The sequence below is a fragment of the Paenibacillus sp. 2TAB26 genome, from assembly GCF_052115145.1.
Classification (GTDB): Bacteria; Bacillota; Bacilli; order Paenibacillales; family Paenibacillaceae; genus Pristimantibacillus.
Map to the genome: position 1 here is coordinate 127,228 of NZ_JBFRGC010000015.1, position 21,920 is coordinate 149,147.

At 46.0% G+C, this 21,920-nt stretch carries 22 protein-coding genes; 19 read left to right on the forward strand and 3 right to left on the reverse strand.

Annotated elements, in window-relative coordinates; all coding sequences use genetic code 11:
* Nucleotides 1-68: 68 nt before the first annotated feature.
* The 4 genes from AB4Z50_RS18555 (at nt 69) to holA (ending at nt 5,839) form a co-directional block, all read left to right on the forward strand.
* Nucleotides 69-2,654 (forward strand): DNA internalization-related competence protein ComEC/Rec2, encoded by a 2,586-nt coding sequence (locus AB4Z50_RS18555; protein ID WP_441881050.1) that lies wholly within the window; start codon nt 69-71, stop codon nt 2,652-2,654.
* Between the two features lie 380 nt (nt 2,655-3,034).
* Nucleotides 3,035-3,583 (forward strand): RNA polymerase sigma factor, encoded by a 549-nt coding sequence (locus AB4Z50_RS18560; protein WP_053376850.1) that lies wholly within the window; start codon nt 3,035-3,037, stop codon nt 3,581-3,583.
* A 14-nt stretch (nt 3,584-3,597) separates the two neighbouring features.
* A complete protein-coding gene (locus AB4Z50_RS18565; RefSeq protein WP_441881085.1) occupies nt 3,598-4,545 on the forward strand; it encodes an anti-sigma factor family protein in 948 nt (315 codons plus the stop codon).
* A 259-nt stretch (nt 4,546-4,804) separates the two neighbouring features.
* Complete coding sequence (gene holA, locus AB4Z50_RS18570) at nt 4,805-5,839, forward strand: DNA polymerase III subunit delta (RefSeq protein ID WP_076266863.1); 1,035 nt, start codon at nt 4,805-4,807, stop codon at nt 5,837-5,839.
* 162 nt (nt 5,840-6,001) lie between these two features.
* Here holA and rpsT read toward each other — a convergent pair whose 3' ends face one another.
* Nucleotides 6,002-6,274, reverse strand: a complete 273-nt coding sequence (gene rpsT, locus AB4Z50_RS18575) for a 30S ribosomal protein S20 (protein WP_053376847.1) — start codon at nt 6,272-6,274, stop codon at nt 6,002-6,004.
* A gap of 217 nt (nt 6,275-6,491) precedes the next feature.
* Here rpsT and gpr point away from each other — a divergent pair, with 217 nt between their 5' ends.
* The 13 genes from gpr to AB4Z50_RS18640 all read left to right on the forward strand — a co-directional run bounded on the left by gpr (nt 6,492) and on the right by AB4Z50_RS18640 (nt 19,188).
* Complete coding sequence (gpr, locus tag AB4Z50_RS18580) at nt 6,492-7,499, forward strand: GPR endopeptidase (RefSeq protein WP_339203486.1); 1,008 nt, start codon at nt 6,492-6,494, stop codon at nt 7,497-7,499.
* 203 nt (nt 7,500-7,702) lie between these two features.
* Nucleotides 7,703-8,956, forward strand: a complete 1,254-nt coding sequence (gene spoIIP / locus AB4Z50_RS18585; RefSeq protein WP_441881051.1) for a stage II sporulation protein P — start codon at nt 7,703-7,705, stop codon at nt 8,954-8,956.
* Nucleotides 8,957-8,973: 17 nt separating this feature from the next.
* Nucleotides 8,974-9,411, forward strand: coding sequence for a hypothetical protein (locus AB4Z50_RS18590; protein WP_441881052.1), 438 nt, complete (start codon nt 8,974-8,976; stop codon nt 9,409-9,411).
* A gap of 80 nt (nt 9,412-9,491) precedes the next feature.
* On the forward strand, nt 9,492-11,309 hold the full coding sequence (lepA, locus tag AB4Z50_RS18595) for a translation elongation factor 4 (protein ID WP_441881053.1): 1,818 nt from the start codon (nt 9,492-9,494) through the stop codon (nt 11,307-11,309).
* 145 nt (nt 11,310-11,454) lie between these two features.
* Nucleotides 11,455-12,624 (forward strand): radical SAM family heme chaperone HemW, encoded by a 1,170-nt coding sequence (gene hemW, locus AB4Z50_RS18600; protein WP_441881054.1) that lies wholly within the window; start codon nt 11,455-11,457, stop codon nt 12,622-12,624.
* An 83-nt stretch (nt 12,625-12,707) separates the two neighbouring features.
* Nucleotides 12,708-13,178, forward strand: a complete 471-nt coding sequence (locus tag AB4Z50_RS18605; RefSeq protein WP_076266869.1) for an N-acetyltransferase — start codon at nt 12,708-12,710, stop codon at nt 13,176-13,178.
* A 199-nt stretch (nt 13,179-13,377) separates the two neighbouring features.
* Complete coding sequence (locus AB4Z50_RS18610) at nt 13,378-13,653, forward strand: hypothetical protein (protein WP_076266870.1); 276 nt, start codon at nt 13,378-13,380, stop codon at nt 13,651-13,653.
* Nucleotides 13,654-13,914: 261 nt separating this feature from the next.
* Nucleotides 13,915-14,940 (forward strand): heat-inducible transcriptional repressor HrcA, encoded by a 1,026-nt coding sequence (gene hrcA / locus AB4Z50_RS18615; protein WP_076266871.1) that lies wholly within the window; start codon nt 13,915-13,917, stop codon nt 14,938-14,940.
* Between the two features lie 52 nt (nt 14,941-14,992).
* Complete coding sequence (gene grpE, locus AB4Z50_RS18620) at nt 14,993-15,553, forward strand: nucleotide exchange factor GrpE (RefSeq protein WP_441881055.1); 561 nt, start codon at nt 14,993-14,995, stop codon at nt 15,551-15,553.
* An 83-nt stretch (nt 15,554-15,636) separates the two neighbouring features.
* Nucleotides 15,637-17,469, forward strand: a complete 1,833-nt coding sequence (gene dnaK / locus AB4Z50_RS18625) for a molecular chaperone DnaK (RefSeq protein WP_076266873.1) — start codon at nt 15,637-15,639, stop codon at nt 17,467-17,469.
* A 99-nt stretch (nt 17,470-17,568) separates the two neighbouring features.
* On the forward strand, nt 17,569-18,699 hold the full coding sequence (dnaJ, locus tag AB4Z50_RS18630) for a molecular chaperone DnaJ (RefSeq protein WP_441881056.1): 1,131 nt from the start codon (nt 17,569-17,571) through the stop codon (nt 18,697-18,699).
* A gap of 115 nt (nt 18,700-18,814) precedes the next feature.
* On the forward strand, nt 18,815-18,982 hold the full coding sequence (locus tag AB4Z50_RS18635) for a YfhD family protein (protein WP_441881057.1): 168 nt from the start codon (nt 18,815-18,817) through the stop codon (nt 18,980-18,982).
* On the forward strand, nt 18,982-19,188 hold the full coding sequence (locus AB4Z50_RS18640; RefSeq protein ID WP_441881058.1) for a hypothetical protein: 207 nt from the start codon (nt 18,982-18,984) through the stop codon (nt 19,186-19,188). The genes AB4Z50_RS18635 and AB4Z50_RS18640 overlap by 1 nt, the downstream gene beginning before the upstream one ends.
* Nucleotides 19,189-19,245: 57 nt before the next feature.
* Here the strand turns inward: AB4Z50_RS18640 and AB4Z50_RS18645 are convergent, their stop codons facing one another.
* Both AB4Z50_RS18645 and AB4Z50_RS18650 read right to left on the reverse strand, forming a co-directional pair.
* On the reverse strand, nt 19,246-19,650 hold the full coding sequence (locus AB4Z50_RS18645) for an ATP-binding cassette domain-containing protein (RefSeq protein WP_441881086.1): 405 nt from the start codon (nt 19,648-19,650) through the stop codon (nt 19,246-19,248).
* 23 nt (nt 19,651-19,673) lie between these two features.
* On the reverse strand, nt 19,674-19,958 hold the full coding sequence (locus AB4Z50_RS18650) for a TetR/AcrR family transcriptional regulator (protein ID WP_441881059.1): 285 nt from the start codon (nt 19,956-19,958) through the stop codon (nt 19,674-19,676).
* Between the two features lie 230 nt (nt 19,959-20,188).
* Here AB4Z50_RS18650 and prmA point away from each other — a divergent pair, with 230 nt between their 5' ends.
* Nucleotides 20,189-21,187 (forward strand): 50S ribosomal protein L11 methyltransferase, encoded by a 999-nt coding sequence (gene prmA / locus AB4Z50_RS18655; protein ID WP_441881060.1) that lies wholly within the window; start codon nt 20,189-20,191, stop codon nt 21,185-21,187.
* Nucleotides 21,187-21,861 carry a site-2 protease family protein gene (locus AB4Z50_RS18660; protein WP_076266879.1) on the forward strand — a complete coding sequence of 225 codons (675 nt, stop codon included), beginning with the start codon at nt 21,187-21,189 and terminating at the stop codon, nt 21,859-21,861. Before prmA ends, AB4Z50_RS18660 begins: the two co-directional genes overlap by 1 nt.
* The last annotated feature ends 59 nt before the right edge of the window (nt 21,862-21,920 follow it).

The following is a 21,920-nucleotide window of genomic DNA, read 5'->3' on the forward strand; positions in this document are numbered from 1 at the left end:
TTGCATCTTTTGATGCGACAGAGGTTCTTTTTTTGTTATGAGGCTTTGCGAATTGGAGGGAGCTAGAGGTGAATCGACGTCCTTTAATTTGGTTTGCGATTTGTTGGGTATTTGGGAGCGCGGCTGCTGCTGGTTTGAACAGCAGCGGCGTTTGGCTTGCGGCGGGAGCGGGAATAATGCTCGCAACCGCCGCAGTGCTTGGCAAGCAAGCGACGTGGCAGCTCGCGGCAGCTTGTGCTTTGGCAGTGTGCCTTGCCGCAGGAGAGCGGTTATGGGCGGATGCCCGCAACGTGACTGCGCTGCCAGCACTGCTTGCCGCCGCTGAGGCGGATGGGCCGCGAGCTGCGTATGCGGCGGAAGCGGAGGGCGTTATTGTATCGGCGGTGGAGGTCGACGGCGACCGCGCGATGTTTCGCGTGGAGGCGCACAGCATCCACGTTCAGGGTGAAGCCGCTGCGCAGCCGTTGCGCGAGCGGTTGATCGTGCATGTCCGGCTGATGGAACAGCCGGAGCAGGCCATCGCCGCGGCTTGGCAGCGCGGCGCCAAAGTACGCCTTGCCGGCGAGCTTACGCGGCCGGCTGGCGCATCCAATAGCGGCGGATTTGATTACCGCCGCTACCTCAGCAGCCAGAGAATCCACTGGCTGCTCAAAGTGAAGGGCACCGCCGCCGTAAAGCCGGCGCCGGGCCCCAAGTGGACCGCGGCCGCGCTGCTTGGCCGCGTCGACAGTGCGCGCGCATGGCTTGGCGCGCAGATGGAACAGCTGTATCCGTCCTCGCAGTCCGGATACATGAAGGGGCTGGTCCTCGGCATTCGCGAGGACCTCGATCCAGAGCAGTTCCAGCAATTTTCAAGGCTTGGTTTAACGCATATTTTAGCGATTTCGGGCCTCCATGTTGCTGTATTCCTTTATGCGCTTAGCGGTCTGCTGCGCCTCGCACGTATAAGCCGCGAACGAATGCTGCTCATCCTCATGTTGTCCGTTCCCTTGTATGTGCTGCTTGCCGGCGCGTCCCCATCGGTTGTCCGCGCGGGTCTAATGTCCGTTCTTGGGCTATTGGCAGCCCGTATGGGTAAGCTGAAGGATGGGCTGCATCTGTTAGCTGCTGCTGCGGTGCTCATGCTTATTTATGATCCCTATTTTATCGAGGATGTCAGCTTTCAACTGTCGTTCATTGTAACGATCGGTCTAATTGTCGGAGTCCAGCCTGTACGGCAAGCGATGCCGAGGTGGCGCAGAGGAAAATCGCTGCTTGATCTGGCAGCGGTTACGCTCGTAGCACAGATTGTATCTTTTCCACTGACGATCTATTATTTCAATCAGTTTCATGTGTTGTCTATGCTCGCGAATTTTGTGCTCGTTCCGTTCATCAGCTTTGTCGTTATGCCGCTAGGCGCAGTATCGCTCCTGCTTGCAATACCTTGGGAGGGCGGCGGCAAGCTGCTGGCCTATTTCTCGCATTTCGCGAATGAATGGACGTTTGCTTTCGTCGAGCAGCTGTCCGAAGTGGATTCACTAAGGACGATTTGGGCAACTCCGCCTCTTTGGTGGGTGGCAGCTTGGCTGATTATATTTTGTGTTATATTTCGGATTTTGCGCAGTTGGACGATGCAAATCGCTGCGAAACATGAGGAAGAAGCAGCGATCATAGAGGAGACAGCGCCAATTGGAACGGTTCATCCTTACATAGTGGTTAAAGAAAACAGTAAAAAGCTAAGGATCAGCCTATATCTGCTGTTAGCGTTAGTTTTGATTATGATTTTTTATGCCTTTAAACCGGATTTATTTAACCGTCAGGCAGAGGTTAGTTTTATTGATGTTGGTCAAGGCGATGCTGTACATATCCGAACACCCGGCGGCAAGCATATATTAATCGATGGCGGAGGTACGATGAGCTTCCGCAAGCCGGGAGAAGAGTGGAAGGAGCGGAGCGACCCTTTTGAAATTGGGAAAAAGGTGCTTGTGCCTTTACTAATGAAAAGAGGCGTGCGCGAGATTGACATCCTCGTCATTTCACATTTGGATAGCGATCATATCCGTGGTTTAAAAGCGGTTTTGGAGACGATTCCAATACGCAGCATTTGGTGGAATGGAACGGTGAAGGAAGCAGATGATGCTCAGCAGCTTATTAAGCAAGCACTTGCGCTGGGAATTCCAATGTACAGCGCGTCTGCGGGCATGAAGCAGCAGGTAGATGCAAATACGAAGATAAGCGTTCTGTGGCCATTGGCGCAAAAAGAGGAAGCGGTGGCTCACCTTGAGGAGCAGAATGAAGCCAGTGTTGTGCTTAGTGTTCAGCTATTTCAGTCGGTCTTCTTGTTTACCGGTGATATTAATGCAGCCACGGAACGCGCCATTATACGAAATGAGCGGCAGCAAAATATAATGGATTCAAATGAAAAGACTGTCTCAGTTATGAAGGTTGCACATCATGGCAGTCGTTTTTCAACAAGCACAGAGTGGCTCGATTATTGGCGTACGCTTGGAGCAGTAGCTTCTGTTGGAGCGACAAATACCTACGGCCATCCTAGTCCAGATGTGATTTCTCGATTAAATCAAGCGGGAACCGCTTTGTGGCGAACAGATCGTGATGGCGAGGTACGGTTTATTGTAACCAGCCAAGATTTATTTACGTATACAAAAATTAAGTAAGGCGGGTATCGAAAAAATGCGGATAGAAAGCCTGCTTTCATCTTTCCGTACCTAAATTCGCATATCATATGAAAATCATTCATACTTAGGAATAAAGAAGTCGAGCCGTTTTCAAAGGTATTCGACTTCTTTCTATATACGAGTTAGTTGAAATTTGGTATCCTTTAATGTGGAGTTTATTTCGATTCTTTCACAGCATAGCGAGTATCTGTAAATTTTTTATGGTTTTTTCCTGCTTCGTGCATTCAAGACGGTCCGCTTGGGGACAATCGCTCTGCTTGTTAAAACTTACTAAAAAAAATAAAGTAATATTTCTAATTTATCTGCAACTTTTACCGCAACCAGTTCGTCAGAATGGTTGCAAGAGAGGGGGATCCTTCGTGGTGGAGCCGGAGCTTATAAGAGCCGCTCAGTCGGGAGATCGCGACGCTTTAATTACTCTATTGCGAGAGATTGAAACGCATGTTTATCGGACAGCCTATTATATATTAAATAATGAACAGGATGCCCTTGATGCAGCGCAAGAAGCGCTAATTCGCATCTATACAAAAATAGGCTCGTACGAAGAAAAAGCGCAGTTCAAAACATGGATTCAACGTATTGTAACCAACATTTGCATTGACAAGTTTCGGAGAAATAAACCGACCGTCTCAATAGATGAGCACGACATGGTATTCCACGAAAAACAAAACGTGGAGGACGAGGTAATGTCTGCTTACGCTGTTAAAGACATTCAAGCCGCTATCGACAAGCTTCCTGAGCATCATCGTGCGGTCGTCGTCCTTCGGTATTTACAGGATTTCTCTTACAATGAAATTGCAGATTCGCTCGATTTGCCGCTCAATACAGTGAAATCCTATTTATTCAGAGCTAGGCAACAGCTGCAGACTTTACTCCATGATTATCAGAAAGGTGGTGTCCGGGGATGAATTGTCAAGAGGTGATGGAACTAATGCAAAGACAGCTAGACAACGATCTCGATGAAAGCGAAATCGAAGTCTTGATGAATCATACTAGACAGTGTCCGGACTGTGCAGCCATGTTCGAGCGGTTACAGCTATTGTCCGCCGAGCTTACCAGTTTGCCAAAAGTTATGCCGAGCTATAGCTTAGTCGATGCGATTATGCCTCAATTAGAGCGGATGGAACTGTTTGGTCAGGCTGAAGCGGAACCGCCATCCATGGTTAGCAGAACGGAAGCAACAAAACGTCTTTCGAAGCGTCAACGCCGCTGGCCGTCCATGCGCATTATGAGTGGTGTGATCGCAGCCGGAATCGTTGCAGGCCTGTTTATCGTAACGTATAATTCAGACTCGATTGGCGATATGAATGCATCACAATCTTCAGCCAAGCGATCGAATAACGTCGCGGCTGATATGATGAGCGAAACGCCAGTGGAAATGTCTTATAGACCGAGCGCTAACGGTGCTGAAGACCCAGAAGTGAAGACGGAAACGACAAATAAAGATAAAGAAGCCGATTCATCGCCAACGTCCAAGAGTACCGCAATCAATCCTTTAACCAATGAAGACAAAGCGTCTGATGGTGGGTCATTTGAGGATGGCTCAGTCAAAGGCTTAACTTCGAATCCTTCTGAAGGATTGGTTGAAAAGGAAGGCGAGAATGGTTTAGGTGTGAATACGAACAGCACGGCAACGGTTTCACCCGATGGCCTCTATAGCGGCAAGGCTGAAAATTTTAAAATTAAAGTTGTTGCTGCTGCCGATCAATCTGTCGTCTTCACATCACCGCGCAAAAACGGTGAGCTGCTCAATCTGGTCTGGTCTGAGGACAGCAAAAAACTGACCTACGAGGTTCATGTTGAACAAGGAGCAATTGAGAAGTATGTGATCGATTTATCTACGCTGACGGAGCAGAAGGCAGGGCATTAACTTAGAAATTGCTCGCTTCAGCACAGATTGCGGTCTGCAAAAATTAAGGGTTATTACGCACATTTATATCGATTTATGCGTATAATGTTAGCAGCGATAGTGTCTGCGACGAATCCTTAACGTCGTATGACCATCCGCAGGGCGGTACCATGGACCTGCCTGCGAATGTTTATATAGATGTTCGGCAAAGGGATGAGGCTTTATATGGCTCATCCCTTTGTTGCCGTCTAATTGTACTTACTCGTGACGAGGTGAAGGTATGGATGCAAAGGAAGCATTAAAAGAAATAAAGGGCGGACGCTTCCGTCCCATTTATGTGCTGTATGGCAAGGATCGTTATCGGCTGCAGCAATTTATTAACGTATTGACCGAGGCGATGTTTACAGCTGAGGAGCGAGAGCTTGGCATTGTTAAATTTGATACAGCGGAAACCTCGATTGAAGAAGCGGTTCTTGAAGCGGAAACCTCGCCTTTTTTTGTGCAGCGGAAGCTGATTTTGATACGAGATGCGACTGTGCTGTGTGCTGGAGGCAAGGAAGGCGGAAAGCTTGAACATCGTCCTGAGAAGCTGATTCAGTATATGGAGTATCCTTCAGAGACATCCATTATCGTTATTTCTGTCCAATCAGAGAAGCTGGATGAACGTCGAAAGCTTGTAAAAACGTTAAAGGATCGTCATTCCTTAGTTCCGTTCCCTGAACTCGATGCGGCTCAGCTTAAGCAATGGATGATTAAGCGGGCAACAGATCAGCAAAGAACCTTGTCTTCAGATGCGGCTGAGCTGCTCCTATCACGCGCTGGAGCGAATATGCAGCAATTGTCGCAGGAAGTGGACAAGCTGTGCTTGCACGCGGGAACAGGCGGTGTCATTGATGTAGAGACGGCATCTATGCTAACTGCAGCAACAGTTGAGGAGGACGTATTTGCGCTTGTGGATGCGATCGCTGAGCTTCGCATTGACAAGGCTATTCGTCTATACAGAGAATTGCTGGTTCGTCGTGAAGAACCAATCAAGATCGCCGCTCTTATCGCTAGGCAATTAAGAATCATGCTGCAAATCAAAGAGCTGGAGCAGCATCACTATTCCCCTCAGCAAATGGCTGGCCAATTAGGCTTGCATCCATACGCAGTCAAGCTTGCCGCGGAGAAAAGCCGGAAATTTCAAGTGGCTAGACTTGGCAGGCTGCTGGCTTCACTTGCAGATCTCGATTATAAAATGAAAACCGGAGCAATTGATAAAACGCTCGGTTTAGAGCTGTATTTGCTTTCACTTGGCATGGAGAAGGGCGCATAGCGTTCTTTCCATTGCCTTTTTTTTATGTGAAAAGCTGATAAGCAGCATGGAACAACAAAAAAGCTTCACCGCTCGATAAGAGCAGTGAAGCTTTTTTTGTTGTGCTAAACGAATTTCAGTTGACCAGATGGACAACGTCATTCGTATGAGCGGTTATCTTGCTTAGGCTTGAGCCGAAAGGGCATTCAGACGTTTAGCAAGACGAGATTTTTTGCGGGAAGCCGCATTTTTATGAATCAGGCCTTTAGTTGCTGCTTTGTCCAACTTTTTCGTTGCAGCGATAAGAGCTGCTTTAGCAGCATCTACATCAGTGCCAGCGATAGCTTGGTCAGCAGATTTAACGGCCGAACGAAGTGCGGATTTTTGGGATGCATTCAAAGCACGACGCTTTTCACTTGTTTTAACGCGTTTAATCGCGGATTTAATATTTGGCATGGAATTCACCTCCTAAACTGTTTACAACGGTTTATCTACATCATAAACCTAGACAACACAACTTAAAGTATATTATCATGCCACTCCTCAAAAAGCAATAGCAGGCAGCTCCTTATAAAAACTGTATTCCGTAAGGATGAAGGCTCATCTACGAGTATGAAAATAATCCATCTGCAAACAATAACATCAGAACTGGTGTTTGAAGGGAGAATGAGCAATGGAGAACGAACTTGATTTGCAAAAATATAATGTTAGAACAGACTTGGCGCTTGAAGCGAAGGAGATGGCAGAGGCGCCAAGCGGCGGGCCTATACCAGGCATACAATCCGAAACTTCTGAAGATGAAGGAATAACGATTACGCAGTTGCATGTTCAAAACGAACAAGGCGCTCAGGCCATTGGCAAAATGCAAGGGCATTATGTGACGATTGAGGTTCCGGAGCTGCGAAAAGGGGATACGGGACTGCAGGATAGGGTGGCGACACAGTTTGCCAAACATTTTGAAGCTTTCCTTGAACGGTTGTCCATAAGTAAAACAGCGCGAGTTCTAATTGTAGGTTTAGGCAATTGGAATGTTACGCCTGATGCGCTTGGTCCAATTGTTGTTGAGAATGTAATGGTCACTCGCCATTTTTTCGAGCTGATGCCTGATCAAGTGGCGCCTGGTTACCGTGCCGTAAGTGCGGTAGCGCCCGGAGTGCTTGGCATAACGGGTATTGAATCCAGTGAAATCGTTCAAGGTATCGTTGAGAAGACGAGTCCGGAACTCGTCATTGCGATTGATGCATTGGCATCTAAAGCATTAGAGAGAGTGAATACAACGATCCAAATTGCAGATACAGGCATTCATCCAGGCTCTGGCATCGGGAATAAACGAAAAGGGCTTACAAAAGAAATTTTAGGTGTCCCGGTCATTGCGATCGGAGTGCCTACCGTTGTTTATGCTTCGACCATCGTCAACAACACACTTGAGATGATGAGCAGTCATTTTAAGAAACAAAGCGCAAACTCGGATCAAATTTTAGGTTTGGTAAATCAGATGGAAGAAAACGAGAGGCTGCAGCTTGTCAGGGAAGTGCTCAGCCCGCTTGGCCATGATCTGCTGGTTACGCCAAAGGAAATTGATGAATTTATAGAGGATATCGCCAACATTATAGCAAGCGGGCTAAATGCATCGCTGCACGAAGCGGTTGATTCAAGCAATGTTGCGGCGTATACGCATTAAATTCCTAGGATAATTAAGAAGGAAGCTTTCTAAAGGCATAACCTTTGGACAGCTTCTTTTTTTTGCGCGATTCGCTATTTTGTATCCCTATAACTCTATCAACGCTAATTATTCCACATAGATTTGGTTCTATGAACTCTATCACTCTCATAGTTTAGTAGTGACTAATGGGCTAGCACTATGAAGCGGGAGGTAATAAACCAATGAAAAGAAAAATTATGCTGCTTGATATAGGGAAGGAAAGTAGACGAGTGAGACAATTGCTAGTAACGGGACGTACATTCGCGTTGCTCTCATTTTGCTCAATGGTATTTTTTATTTTGTTAGGAGCAGCGGGTATGGCGCATCAGCAAACGACAGCTTCGCCTGTAAATTCAATGAAAGGTTTTGCTGCTGCTGTATCGAGCGGTTTTTTTGGGGATATGCTAGAGATGGAGATGCCTGCATTTCAAAGCAGTCGAGAGACAGATACGTTTACATCAAAGCAAATTAGCGCGTTTCTTATGAGAGCTTTAACAGATATTAATCCTAACGATCCCAAAAGCCTGCTTGCAGGCGAGCTGCCTGGCATGGGGGTTAATGATGCTTACTTAATACGCAAAGGCATCGGTACGGATACAGCGGTGGGGCCGGAAGATAATGCACCGATTACATATGATCCGCTTGGCGAATTGCATGAGGATACAGGAACAGATGTATCGAATAATGGGACGACAGAAGGAAATGAGGAGGAGCCGCTGCCGGTACAGACAGACAAGCCATCTTCAGGAACTGGCGAAGGTGATAACGGGGAGCCGGCGAAACCTACGACTGGCGGAAAAAAAGTGGCTTTTATCTATCACTCGCATAATCGCGAATCCTGGTACCCTGAGCTGACAGACAAGAAGAAAGATCCGAATTCTAGTACAAAAAATATTACACTGGTTGGCAAACGACTTGCCCAGAAGCTGGAGGAGAAGGGTGTAGGCGCACAGCACTCGAACACCGATTATCCAACGGCGATTAAAGGTTATGATTGGAACTATTCCTATAAATATTCGATGAAAACGGTGAAAGAAGCCATTGCCAGCAGCAAGGATTTGAAGTTTTTCTTCGATCTTCACCGGGACTCGCAGAGGCGGAAAGAAACGACCATCGATATTGATGGCAAAAGCTATGCGCAGGTTTATTTCATTATCGGCCATAAAAATCCCAATTGGGAAAAAAATGAAGCCTTTGCGACAAAAATTCATGAAGCGCTCGAAAAAAAATATCCAGGCATCTCTCGCGGAATTTGGGGCAAAACAGCCTCATCAGGCAATGCCGAATACAATCAATCGCTAGCTGAGGATAATGTCCTTATAGAAGTAGGGGGCGTAGACAACACCCTCGAAGAGTCCTATCGAACAGCGGATGCGCTAGCAGCAGTTATTTCCGAAATTTACTGGGCAGACGAGAAGGCATCAACAAAAAAGTAGGAGGGGGCGAAGAATAAGTGAAACGAAATGCGCTAAAATGGACGGTGCTGGGCGGTGCTTTGGCGATAATCATCATGTATGGCATTGATATGTCCTCTTCGGGCATCGAGCGTATATATGGACCTATAGAAGGCTCAAGCGGGTACACAGAGATTCTGCAGACAGAGCAGAATGTGCAGCCAGTTAATGATTTTCAGAAGGAACAGCAGCAAAAGATTGCCCAGCTTGAGCAGGAGCTTAAAGAACTAAAGCGACTTGCTGCATATGATGACGAAACCACAGGAGAAACGGCCGAAACCTTTCCTGCCGAAAATGAAAGGATGCCTGGTCTTCCGCTTAAGAGTGACCAGCCAGCAGTAAATAAGATCGCAGATTCAACCTCTGGTTTGCTGCAAAATATGTCAAGTGAAGGCATTCGAATGGTCGTATCTATATTCGATGGGCTGACGAAGTGATAATGAACATTGCTGGTCTTCCCCTTAACTGATATAATAGGAGGAATGATTAGCATTATTGGAAATTGTGGGGGTTAGGCATGACTGACGTACGTGACCGACAAAAGAGAATTAGGAATTTTTCCATTATCGCGCATATAGACCACGGAAAGTCTACGCTTGCTGACCGGATCTTAGAATTTACCGGCGCTTTGACATCTCGCGAGATGCAAGAGCAGGTTCTTGACAAAATGGATTTGGAGCGGGAACGCGGAATTACCATCAAGCTGCAAGCGGTACGCTTGGCATATAAGGCAGATGACGGGATCGAGTATATACTCAATCTGATTGACACGCCTGGACACGTCGACTTTACATACGAGGTTTCACGCAGTCTCGCTGCTTGTGAAGGTGCTTTGCTCGTTGTTGACGCTGCGCAAGGCATTGAAGCGCAAACGCTGGCTAACGTATACTTGGCGTTAGACAACAATTTGGAGATCGTACCTGTTATTAACAAGATCGATTTGCCAAGTGCGGAGCCTGAACGGGTAAAGCAGGAAATCGAAGATGTCATTGGATTAGACGCCAGCGACGCGGTACTTGCTTCCGCAAAAGCGGGAATCGGCATTAAGGAAATACTGGAGCAGGTTGTTACGAAGATGCCTTCACCAGAAGGAGATCCAGATCAGCCGCTTAAAGCGCTTATTTTTGACTCCCATTATGATCCATACAAAGGCGTTATCGTTTATGTACGGGTTATGGATGGAAGCATCAAAGCAGGCAATAAAATTAAGTTTATGGCAACGGGAGCAGAATTCGAGGTCATCGAGGTTGGGGCATTCATGCCGAACATGGCGATCGTGAAGGAGCTTGCGGTTGGTGATGTTGGTTTTGTCGTTGCGGGCATCAAGAACGTGAAGGACACGCGTGTCGGTGATACAATTACGGATGCGAAGAAACCTGCACCAGAACGTCTGCCAGGCTATCGTCAGATTAACCCGATGGTATTCTGCGGACTCTATCCAATCGAGACACAGGACTATAATGACTTGCGTGATGCGCTTGAGAAGCTGGAGCTTAACGATGCATCACTCAAATATGAGCCGGAATCATCAACTGCTTTGGGCTTTGGTTACCGCTGTGGATTTCTTGGCTTGCTTCATATGGAAATTATTCAAGAACGGATTGAACGGGAATTCAACATCCCGCTTATTACGACAGCACCAAGCGTAGTTTACAAAATTACACTGACAAATGGCGAAACGATGGAGATTGATAATCCATCGAACTATCCTGAAGCAGGCAAGCTTGACTTCGTAGAAGAGCCTTTCGTTAAGGCTGCTATCATTGTACCAAATGACTATGTCGGCGCAATTATGGAGCTTTGCCAGAACAAGCGTGGCGAATTCGTGAATATGGAATATTTGGATTTGAATCGTGTAACGCTTACGTATCAATTACCTTTGTCAGAAATTGTGTATGATTTCTTCGATCAGTTGAAATCAAGCACAAAGGGTTATGCATCGTTCGATTACGAGATATCGGGCTACCGCAGATCCAATCTGGTCAAAATGGACATCATGCTTAACAATGAACAGGTTGATGCTTTGTCTGTCATTGTCCACCGCGATCGTGCTTACCAACGCGGCAAGGTTATTTGTGAAAAGCTGAAGGAACTTATTCCGCGTCAAATGTTCGAGGTGCCGATTCAAGCATCTATCGGCAACAAAATCATATCGCGTGAGACAGTAAAAGCAATGCGTAAAAACGTTCTTGCCAAATGCTACGGCGGTGACATTAGCCGGAAGCGGAAGCTGCTTGAGAAGCAGAAGGAAGGCAAGAAGCGGATGAAGCAAGTAGGTAGTGTAGAGGTGCCGCAGGAAGCGTTCATGGCGGTACTCAAAATCGGCGAGGATTAAAACGTACGAGGATGAGGGAGGGCGCAGCTCTCCCTCTTTTCTATTTTAAGTGAACTGTATTTACCGACTTATATTTCAACGCGGGACGTGAGCCTGCCGCTTTAATGCAGTGCCAGCCGTTTACGCTTGAAGGAGAATGTTAACGATGAACATTACGCAATCACCACGCGCTTTATATATACACATCCCTTTTTGCACGAATAAATGTCATTATTGCGATTTCACTTCCTATGTACTAAAGGGACAGCCTGTTGATCAGTATCTCGATGCGCTTGAGCAAGAAATGCAGCGTACAGTTGCTGAATGGCCGCCAGTAGAAATTGATACTGTTTTTGTTGGTGGAGGTACGCCTACCGTACTGACTCCTCCGCAAATGGAAAGATTTCTAAAAGCAGTACGCACTTATTTCCCGCTTGCTCCAGATGTGGAGTTTACGATGGAAGCGAATCCAGGCACAACGGACATAGACAAGCTGACAGCTATGAAGGAAGGCGGCGTGAACCGGATCAGCTTCGGGGTTCAATCCTTTGATAATGGATTGCTGGAGCGTATTGGCCGCATTCATAGCGTAGATGATGTATATCGCAGTATCGAGAATGCACGCAAAGTTGGATTTACTAACTTATCAATCGATTTGATGTTTGGCCTGCCAGGTCAAACAGTTGAGCTGTTAAGAGACAGTGTGAACAAAGCGATGGAGCTGGGATTGCCCCATTACTCCATCTACAGTCTAAAAGTAGAAGAAAATACGTTGTTCCATAAGCTCTATGAGCGTAATGAGCTGCCATTGCCCCCAGAGGAAGAAGAGTTTAATATGTTTATTTTGCTAATGGACATGTTGAAAAAAAATGGATACGGCCACTATGAGATTAGCAATTTCGCCGAACCAGGTTATGAGAGCCGCCATAATTCCACTTACTGGCGCAATGAGCCGTATTACGGTCTCGGAGCGGGCGCGCATGGCTATGTCAATCGCATGCGTCATGTCAATTTAAAAGGGATTACACCGTATATCGATGCGGCTTCAAGCAAGCTTCCGCGCCTTGAAACGTTTGAAGTTACCGAAGCTGAAGCGATGGAGGATTTAATGATGGTTGGGCTCAGGCTGCTGAGCGGAGTTCCGGCATCACGCTTCTCGAACCAATTTGAAGGCCAGAAGCTGGAGGACAAGTTCGGTAATGTTATTCATAAATTAATGAAGGATGGCCTGCTGGAAGCTGAGCAAACAGAAGACGATATCATTTATCGATTGACTGACAAAGGTGTGCTTCTCGGGAACGAAGTTTTTGGTGCTTTTATCGGATATAACGGCTAAAATACTCTTGAGAAAAAATTCGTTGTGGTGTATATTTATTCATATTGATTTTGATCTTGCACCGGGTGGAGGCGAATGCACAAATGCAGGCAGTACAGGTCGTATGTCGAAAAGCAACGTCTAATGATATCGAGACATTGTTTGAACTAATTAAAGGTTATGCAGAGCAAGGCATTATGCTGCCTCGCACTCGGGAAGCGCTCGAATATATGATAGATACATTCGTCGTCGCGGAAATTGGGGAAGAAGTTGTTGGCTGCGGTTCACTGCTGCGGCTAGGGAAAGAATTGGTTGAGATTCGCTCGCTTGGCATGTCGGATGGCTACAAGGGCGTAGGGATCGGCAGCAAGCTGGTAGAAGCGTTGATCGAGCAGGCTAGAGAGCAGCAAATTCCGAAGGTGATGGCTTTAACTTATGCCGTGTCCTTTTTTGAGAAAAATGGCTTCAAGGTCGTTGATAAGGAAATTTTCCCGGAAAAGGTTTGGAAGGATTGCATCAACTGTCCAAAGCAGCTTGCTTGCGATGAAATAGCTGTACTGAGAATGCTGAATTAAAGCACATTTTCCGAACGCATCTTCTTTTATTGAAAATAAACCACTCTCCTTTAGCGCTTGCATTAGGACTATTGGGAAAGTGGTTTTTTTGTTTCATTCAACTAATATGTTAGTTTGTCCGAACTCGTTGATAGTAATGCTGCGCGTTTTGGTATATAGTCAAGGTAGATGTTTATTGTCATATAGAGGAGAAATAAAAATGAGCCAAAAAAAAGATCAAATCGTAGCAGTAGAGGATAAGCTAAAGCATGTAACGACAGTGCTTTTGAAGAAATGGGCAGGATTTAGCGGGTTTTATGGTTTTAAAGCAATGGGTTACGATGAACTGTTCGCTTTGCTAAATACAAATGGCTGGAAAGTTATTATAGATGACTCCGTTTCACCTTATCGTATTGTAGAGCTATACCAAGGTGAAAATCGCGTGAGAAGAGAAAAGTTTGCAACAGATGAAGCAGGAAGAGTTCATAAAGTGTAATTGTTTGTAGAATAAGCCGCTGCGCCAACATATATTGCTGGCACAGCGGCTTTTCTTTAAGCCATAGCGGAGTTTCCTTGGGTGATTAAATCGTTTATTAGATGTTTAAATTGAATTAGGCGCATGAAAAATGCCGAACTGACTTGACAATCGACAAGCTGGTTTGGTATTTTTGTAGTAATGATTAGCACTCGATCGGATTGAGTGCTAACGAAGGTACATCGAAATAACGGATTTGACATTTACGTAGGGGGAATTCGAATGCTGACGGAGAGACAACGGATGATTTTACATGCAATTGTGGATGATTATATTCGCTCGGCTGAACCAGTAGGCTCACGCAGTATTTCGAAGCGCGGCGACGTTGGCTTTAGTCCGGCAACCATTCGCAATGAAATGGCGGATTTGGAGGAGCTAGGCTTCTTAGAGCAGCCGCACACGTCAGCAGGGCGTGTTCCATCAACGAAAGGTTACCGTTATTATGTCGACCATTTAATAAAGCTTAGCGAAGTGGATGAGAAAGACATTGGTGTGGTTCGCTCGTTCGTAACGGACAAAATGAATCAAATGGAGCAGGTTATTCAACAAACGGCGATGATTCTCTCCAATTTAACCAATTACACATCTATTTTGCTTGGACCTGAAATGTTCAGCACATCGCTTAAGCATTTTGGCCTTGTGCCGCTTGATCAAACATCAGCAGTTGCTATTATTGTGACGAACACTGGACATGTTGAAAATCGAACGATTTCAATTCCTGACGGCCTGAAAATGGACGATATGGAAAAGGTCGTTAACATTTTAAACACAAGATTGGTTGGCGTTCCGCTGATTCGTCTAAGGTCGAAGCTTTACACTGAAGTTGGGCAAGAGCTTGAAAGGCATGTTGATCATTATGAACAGCTGCTGCAGGTACTGGATCATGCATTGCAGAATGAGGATGAGCACCGAATCTTCTTAGGCGGAACAACCAATATGCTGACACAGCCTGAATTCAAGGATGTAGACAAAGTAAAAACGATTTTGGATTTGCTTGATGAGACACCAGCCATAATGAAAATGTTTTCCGGCCTTCCGTCAGGTATACAAGTACGTATCGGGACAGAAAATGACCATAAGGCAATTAGCGATTGCAGTCTTATCACAGCAACCTATGCCATTGATGGCCAATCGCTGGGAACGATCGGCATTCTAGGACCAACGCGAATGGAATACGGCAAAGTCATTAGCTTATTGGATATTATATCCAAGGATATGGCGGTTCTTCTTGGCCGCTGGTACAAGTAATTAATGATATTTTGCCAAGTTTACTTCGTAAACTTTTTTAGGAGGTGATTGCATGAGTACGAAAGAACAACATAATGAGGCAGCCGAGGCTGTAGAAGAAGTGGTATCTGCTGAGCAATCAGATCAAGCAAGCGAGGATACTGTAAACGAGGTTGTGGAAGAAGATTCGCGTTATGCGGAGCTTGTGAAGCTGGCTGAGGAGAAAGAGCAGCGCTTCTTGCGCGCACAAGCGGATTTCGATAACTTCCGCCGTCGTACAATGAAAGAAAAAGAAGAACTCGGACAGTACGCATCGATRAAGCTGATCGGTCAACTGCTTCCGGTTGTAGATAATTTTGAGCGCGCTGTAGCAGCCGCATCCGTTAACGGTGATTTTGAATCACTTGCGAAGGGTGTAGACATGATTTTCCGTCAGCTCGAGTCAACACTTGAGCAGGAAGGCCTTAAAGCTATGAACGTAGTTGGCGAGCCTTTTAACCCTGAATTCCATCAAGCGATTATGACAGTAGATTCCGATGAGTATGAAGAGGGTATCATTGTTGAGGAAGTTCAGAAGGGCTATATCTTGAAAGACAAGGTATTGCGTCCAGCGATGGTTAAAGTAAGCAGTTAAACGGTAAAACTTTTTCTCGATAAATGAGACAAAGCAAGCTGTTATTAGGATAAAATATAAAAATTGTAGGAGGAACTATAGCTATGAGTAAAGTAATTGGTATTGACCTTGGTACAACAAACTCTTGCGTAGCAGTAATGGAGGGCGGAGAAGCAGTTGTTATTCCTAACCCGGAAGGCAACCGCACAACTCCTTCCGTAGTAGGTTTCAAGAAAGATGGCGAGCGTGTTGTTGGTGAAACAGCAAAACGTCAAGCGATCACAAACCCTGATCGTACAATCAGCTCTATTAAACGCCACATTGGTACGAACCACAAAGAAAAAATTGACGATAAAGATTACACACCACAAGAGATTTCTGCAATCATTTTGCAAAAATTGAAAGCTGATGCTGAAGCTTACTTGGGTCAAACGGTAACGCAAGCCGTTATTACGGTTCCTGCTTATTTCAATGACAGCCAACGTCAAGCGACTAAAGATGCTGGTAAAATTGCTGGTCTTGAAGTTCTTCGTATTGTCAACGAGCCAACAGCTGCAGCACTGGCATACGGCCTTGAGAAAACAGAAGATCAAACGATTCTTGTTTATGACCTTGGCGGCGGTACATTTGACGTTTCCATTCTTGAGCTTGGCGATGGCTTCTTCGAAGTTAAAGCGACAAGCGGCGACAACAAACTAGGCGGAGATGACTTTGACCAAGTTGTCATCGATCACCTTGTTGCTGAATTCAAGAAAGAGCAAGGCATTGATCTTTCCAAAGATAAATCAGCTGTTCAACGTTTGAAAGATGCTGCTGAGAAAGCGAAAAAAGAACTTTCCGGCGTATTGACTTCAGCTATCTCTCTTCCGTTCATTACAATGGTTGACGGCGTTCCTCAGCATTTGGAGCTTAGCCTCACTCGCGCGAAATTTGAAGAGCTTGCAGCTTCCCTTGTAGAGCGTACGCTTGGACCTACTCGTCAAGCGCTTAGCGATGCAGGAATGTCCCCAAGCGATATCGATAAAGTTGTACTCGTGGGCGGATCGACTCGTATTCCAGCGGTACAAGAAGCAGTTAAAAAATTGATCGGCAAAGAACCGCATAAAGGTGTTAACCCGGATGAGGTTGTAGCTCTTGGCGCAGCTGTACAAGCGGGCGTATTGACTGGCGATGTGAAAGACGTTGTATTGCTTGACGTTACTCCATTGTCGCTTGGTATTGAAACAGCTGGCGGCGTGTTCACTAAGATGATCGATCGCAACACTACGATTCCTACAAGCAAATCGCAAGTGTACTCCACATATGCAGACAATCAACCAGGCGTAGAAATTCACGTCTTGCAAGGTGAGCGCTCGATGGCGGCAGGCAACAAAACGCTTGGTCGTTTCACATTGAACGATATTCCTCTTGCACCACGCGGCGTTCCGCAAATCGAAGTTACTTTCGACATCGATGCGAACGGTATCGTAAACGTTTCTGCTCTTGACAAAGGAACAGGCAAGAGCCAAAAAATTACGATTACATCTTCAAGCGGCCTAAGCGATGATGAAATCAACCAAATGATGAAAGACGCTGAGCTTAACGCTGAAGAAGATCGCAAACGTCGCGACCTTGTTGAAGCGAAAAACAGCGCTGACCAATTGGTTTACTCCGTTGACAAAACAATTAAAGATCTTGGCGATAAAGTTGATGCTGCTGAAATCGAAAAAGCTAACGCTGCAAAAGAGAAAGTAGTTGCAGCACTTGCAACAGACGATCTTGAGCAAATCAATGCAGCAGCTGAAGAGCTGACTGAAATCGTTCAACAGCTTTCAGTTAAGCTTTATGAGCAAGCTTCACAAGCAGCTGAAGGTGCTGGCCCAGAAGCTGGCGGCGCTGCAAAAGGCAAAGACAATGTAGTAGACGCTGACTATGAAGTGGTTGACGATAATAAATAAAGTGTAGCGAGCGAGAGGTCAAAGACAGGCGCTACCTGGCTTTGACCTCCTTTCGTGCTTATAGAGGAATCATAGGATATATAGCGGAGGTGAGAACAGGTGGCAAGCAAACGCGATTATTATGAGGTTCTTGGTGTTGGCAAGGATGCTTCAGCAGACGATATTAAAAAATCATACCGTCAGCTAGCACGTCAATATCATCCCGATGTAAATAAGGCTGCAGATGCAGAGACGAAGTTCAAGGAAGTAAAAGAAGCGTACGATGTACTAAGTGACGATGGAAAACGTTCAACGTATGACCGGTTCGGCCATGTTGATCCAAACCAAGGTATGGGCGGCGGAGGTGGCGCTGATTTCGGCGGAGGCTTCGGCGATATTTTCGACATGTTTTTTGGCGGCGGAGGCGGTCGTCGTGATCCGAATGCACCGCAGCGCGGCAACGACCTGCAATATACAATGACAGTTGAGTTTAAGGAAGCGGTATTCGGCAAAGAAACCGAGATTACGATTCCTAGAACAGAAACTTGCGATACCTGTCATGGCGATGGAGCTAAGCCGGGCACGAAGCCTGAGAGCTGTTCGGTTTGTAAGGGCAGCGGACAGCAGGAAGTTGTTCAAAATACGCCATTTGGCCGTATGGTCAACCGTCGTGCTTGTACGAATTGCAGCGGCACAGGCCGCGTAATTAAAGATAAATGTACAACTTGCCATGGCGTGGGTAAAGTGAAGCGTCAACGCAAAATCAACATCCGTATTCCAGCCGGCGTAGATGACGGAGCTCAAATCCGTATGTCTGGCGAGGGTGAGGGCGGTCTTCGCGGCGGTCCTGCGGGCGACTTGTATATTGTTATCCGTGTGAAGCCGCATGAGTTTTTCGAACGTGAAGGCGATGATATTTATTGCGAAGTTCCGCTTACATTCGTGCAAGCAGCACTTGGCGATGAAATTGAGATTCCTACGTTAACGGAGAAAGTGAAGCTCAAGGTGCCAGCTGGCACACAAACAGGCACTTACTTCAGACTCAAAGGCAAAGGTGTTCCTAAGCTTCGTGGATACGGTCAAGGCGATCAGCATGTGAAGGTTACTATCGTAACACCAACGAGCTTGACGGATGATCAGAAGGACCTGCTTCGTCAATTTGGCGGGCTAAGCGGTGATTCCGTATCGAATGATCAAGAACATCATGAATCTATATTCGAAAAAATGAAAAAGGCGTTCCGCGGTGAATAACCCGGCACGTCTTTTTTTTTTTTCTTCCCGCGGCTGTATAGAAAACGGTGGATAAACATACTCTATTCGGGTAGGAAAACCATACATCAACACACAACCGGAGGGAACTAATACGATGACAGACAATAACAACAACAATAACAGCTTGGAGAAAACAAACTTTGGCAATCTGCCTGTAGGCGAAAACGAAGATGTGGAATTTTCTGAAGAGCTTGCAGACGAAGCGGATCGCAAAGCTGCTCAGCGAGCAGCTGCAGCCGATGAGCGCAACGAGCAGGCATAATGAGCCATATTGAAATCCAAGCGACCTTCGAGGGTGAGGGCGCTGCTCAGGAGACGATGCGGAAGCTTCAAGCGCTGCGTGCAATTGAAGTGAACGGGTTGATTGACAGCGGATTGCTGACGRCAACCGTAGATGATGAAGTCGCCGAACGCGCGCTTCATCTTATTAAACAAATGGGCGGCAACGCAAATACAATTATTACTTAAACATAAAAAGGGACTGCGGGCTAGTATAGCCTTCAGTCCCTTTCAATCGTTTGACCATCAAATATGAGCAGCTTCTAGAAGCTCCAACTGTGCAGGGCGCAGCGATTGGACGAGAATGTCACGCCATTCGCTGAACTTGTTATGCTTTCGAACCGCAGTGAATGGTTCAGCTCGTTTCGTTAGCGGATTTGCCAAATCCAGCTCAATTCTGCCAGGAACGCCTTGCATCGTTATGATTCTTGTGCCAAGCAGCAAAGCTTCGTCAACATCATGGGTAATGAAAATGATCGTTTTTCCCGTTTCGAGTGCGATTTGTCGGATTAAATATTGAAGTGATTCACGTGTTATGGCATCGAGTGAAGCAAACGGTTCATCCATCAAAATGATTTGCGGATTCGTCGCTAATGTGCGTGCAATTGCGGTACGCTGCTTCATTCCGCCGGATAGTTGAAATGGAAGCAGGGAAGAATGTGCGGTTAATCCTACTACAAGAACAGCTTATCATAGGGCGGAACCGGCATTTGCTGCGCCTGCTCAACGAACTCTCTGTATTCTTTTTGGCCGCTTTCTAACAGCGCTTGGAATATGTCCTCTTTTGAGCGAAAATATTTATAAACGTTGCCAACGCTAATGCCGGCCGTTGCAGCAATATCAGCTATCTTGGTTGCTGGCAATCCTCGCCGCGCTATAACATGCATCGCTGCTTCTAGTATTTGGCGCTGCCGCTCATCACGCAGCTTCTGATCTTTTTCAATATTTCTAGGTGACATAATTGCAGTAAACCTCCCGACGATAAAAAGCTTGCTGGAATTGTAATTATCCTCTTCCAGATTCCGTAACGATTGTAGCATAAATACAGCAGTCGGTCTCTTGTGTCATTTTTTTGTGCAAAGGCACTACTCTGGTGTACAATAGATGTTAGGTTTTTAAAGCGAAACGTTTGTCTAGTCGACCGCGGTCGGCGATAGCCGTTTACGATTGGCATTGGAGGATATTACATATGAAATGGTTTGAACTTACAATTTCAACAACTGAAGAGGCGCAAGAGATGATATCCAACTTTTTGCATGAGATGGGAGCAGGAGGCGTATCCATTGAAGAATCGGGTACACTCAGCAAACAGCGTGATACATCATTTGGACAATGGTACGAAACGCCGCTTAACGATATTCCAGAAGGCCAAGCGATCATCAAGGGCTATTTTGGAGAAGACACCGATACCGATGCGCTAGTTGCAGCGATTAGACCTCGTGTCGAAGAGCTTCGTGAATTTGATATTGATCCCGGAACTGTAGAATATATCGTTGCAACTGTAGATGATGAGGATTGGGCGACTGCATGGAAGCAATATTTCAAGCCGATTCGCATTTCAGATAAGTTAACGATTAAACCAACTTGGGAAGAGTATGAAGCAGGTCCGGATGAGCGCATAATCGAGCTGGATCCAGGAATGGCTTTTGGAACAGGGACACACCCTACGACCTCATTGTGTCTGCAAACGCTTGAGACTGTCATTCGCGGCGGAGAAGAAGTCATTGATGTCGGCACAGGATCGGGAATACTCGCTATTGGAGCTTGTCTGCTTGGCGCGAAGAGCGTGCTTGCTGTTGACCTTGATCCCGTTGCTGTTTCCAGTGCCAAAGAGAACGTGTCGCTAAACAATCTTTCGGAGAAAGTTGAAGTGCGGCTTAGCGATTTGCTTGGTGTAATTAAGGAAGAATCTGCTGGAGGAGAACAAGCAGCTGCGAATGGCGCTTTCAGAGTTACCGTGCCCGTAGATCTTGTTGTTGCTAATATTTTGGCAGAAATCATCCTGATGTTTGTGGACGATGTATTTGCGGCATTAAAACCAAACGGAATTTATATTGCTTCCGGCATTTACAAAAATAAAGAAACCGATGTAGAAGAAGGATTAATTCGTCATGGATTTGAAATTATTGAAAAGCGCCGCGATGAGGATTGGATCGCAATCGTAGCGAGAAAGCCACAGGTGATTTAATGGACTTGCAAAGCTTTTTGCGATTTCCGCTGGAGGATTTGCCATTTATCGTATTGGCTTTAATTATTGCTTTTACCGTGCATGAGTTCGCTCATGCTTACAGCGCTTATAAATTTGGTGATGATACTGCTTATAATGCTGGACGTGTAACCCTAAACCCGCGTGTGCATCTGGATGTACTAGGGACGCTGTTGATTCTCATTGCCGGATTTGGATGGGCGAAGCCCGTACCGGTAAATCCAAGCAAATTCAAAAGTCCGAGAATGATGAGCATTGTAGTGACCGCAGTAGGACCGTTAAGCAATTTGCTCATGGGTACGATAAGCATTTTTATTTATGTTGCGATTTTGGCTTCAGATATTTTAAGCGGAGCATCTGTCGGTGTGGATGCAGCTGTACATCGATTTTTTGATTATTTTATTTGGTATAATTATTTGTTGTTTATTTTTAACCTTATTCCGCTTCCTCCGCTTGACGGCTACCGGATCATCGCAGATCTGTTGCCGCTAAAGCTTCGTTACAAAATGGATCAAAATGTGCAGTGGGGAATGTTTATCTTTTTATTAATCGTATTTATTCCGCCGCTTCGTAAAGTAACACTTGATCCTGTACTTGGGTTAGGCGCAGATCTAATGAACAATACGTTTGCGTGGGTTTACCAGATTTTCTTATAGAGGCTAGGCGGCCGTTCGCAGGCTGCTGGCAACGGTTTCTGATAGATTTAGTGAAGACA

Bases quoted from the DNA above. Each gene is read 5' to 3' on its own strand.
- AB4Z50_RS18605 (WP_076266869.1), top strand. From the start codon at position 12,708: ATGCAGGCAGTACAGGTCGTATGTCGAAAAGCAACGTCTAATGATATC.
- gpr (WP_339203486.1), top strand. From the start codon at position 6,492: ATGGAGAACGAACTTGATTTGCAAAAATATAATGTTAGAACAGACTTG.
- rpsT (WP_053376847.1), bottom strand. From the start codon at position 6,274: ATGCCAAATATTAAATCCGCGATTAAACGCGTTAAAACAAGTGAAAAG.
- hrcA (WP_076266871.1), top strand. From the start codon at position 13,915: ATGCTGACGGAGAGACAACGGATGATTTTACATGCAATTGTGGATGAT.
- AB4Z50_RS18565 (WP_441881085.1), top strand. From the start codon at position 3,598: ATGGAACTAATGCAAAGACAGCTAGACAACGATCTCGATGAAAGCGAA.
- prmA (WP_441881060.1), top strand. From the start codon at position 20,189: ATGAAATGGTTTGAACTTACAATTTCAACAACTGAAGAGGCGCAAGAG.
- dnaK (WP_076266873.1), top strand. From the start codon at position 15,637: ATGAGTAAAGTAATTGGTATTGACCTTGGTACAACAAACTCTTGCGTA.
- holA (WP_076266863.1), top strand. From the start codon at position 4,805: ATGGATGCAAAGGAAGCATTAAAAGAAATAAAGGGCGGACGCTTCCGT.
- AB4Z50_RS18635 (WP_441881057.1), top strand. From the start codon at position 18,815: ATGACAGACAATAACAACAACAATAACAGCTTGGAGAAAACAAACTTT.
- AB4Z50_RS18650 (WP_441881059.1), bottom strand. From the start codon at position 19,958: ATGTCACCTAGAAATATTGAAAAAGATCAGAAGCTGCGTGATGAGCGG.
- spoIIP (WP_441881051.1), top strand. From the start codon at position 7,703: ATGAAAAGAAAAATTATGCTGCTTGATATAGGGAAGGAAAGTAGACGA.
- AB4Z50_RS18660 (WP_076266879.1), top strand. From the start codon at position 21,187: ATGGACTTGCAAAGCTTTTTGCGATTTCCGCTGGAGGATTTGCCATTT.
- AB4Z50_RS18610 (WP_076266870.1), top strand. From the start codon at position 13,378: ATGAGCCAAAAAAAAGATCAAATCGTAGCAGTAGAGGATAAGCTAAAG.
- lepA (WP_441881053.1), top strand. From the start codon at position 9,492: ATGACTGACGTACGTGACCGACAAAAGAGAATTAGGAATTTTTCCATT.
- hemW (WP_441881054.1), top strand. From the start codon at position 11,455: ATGAACATTACGCAATCACCACGCGCTTTATATATACACATCCCTTTT.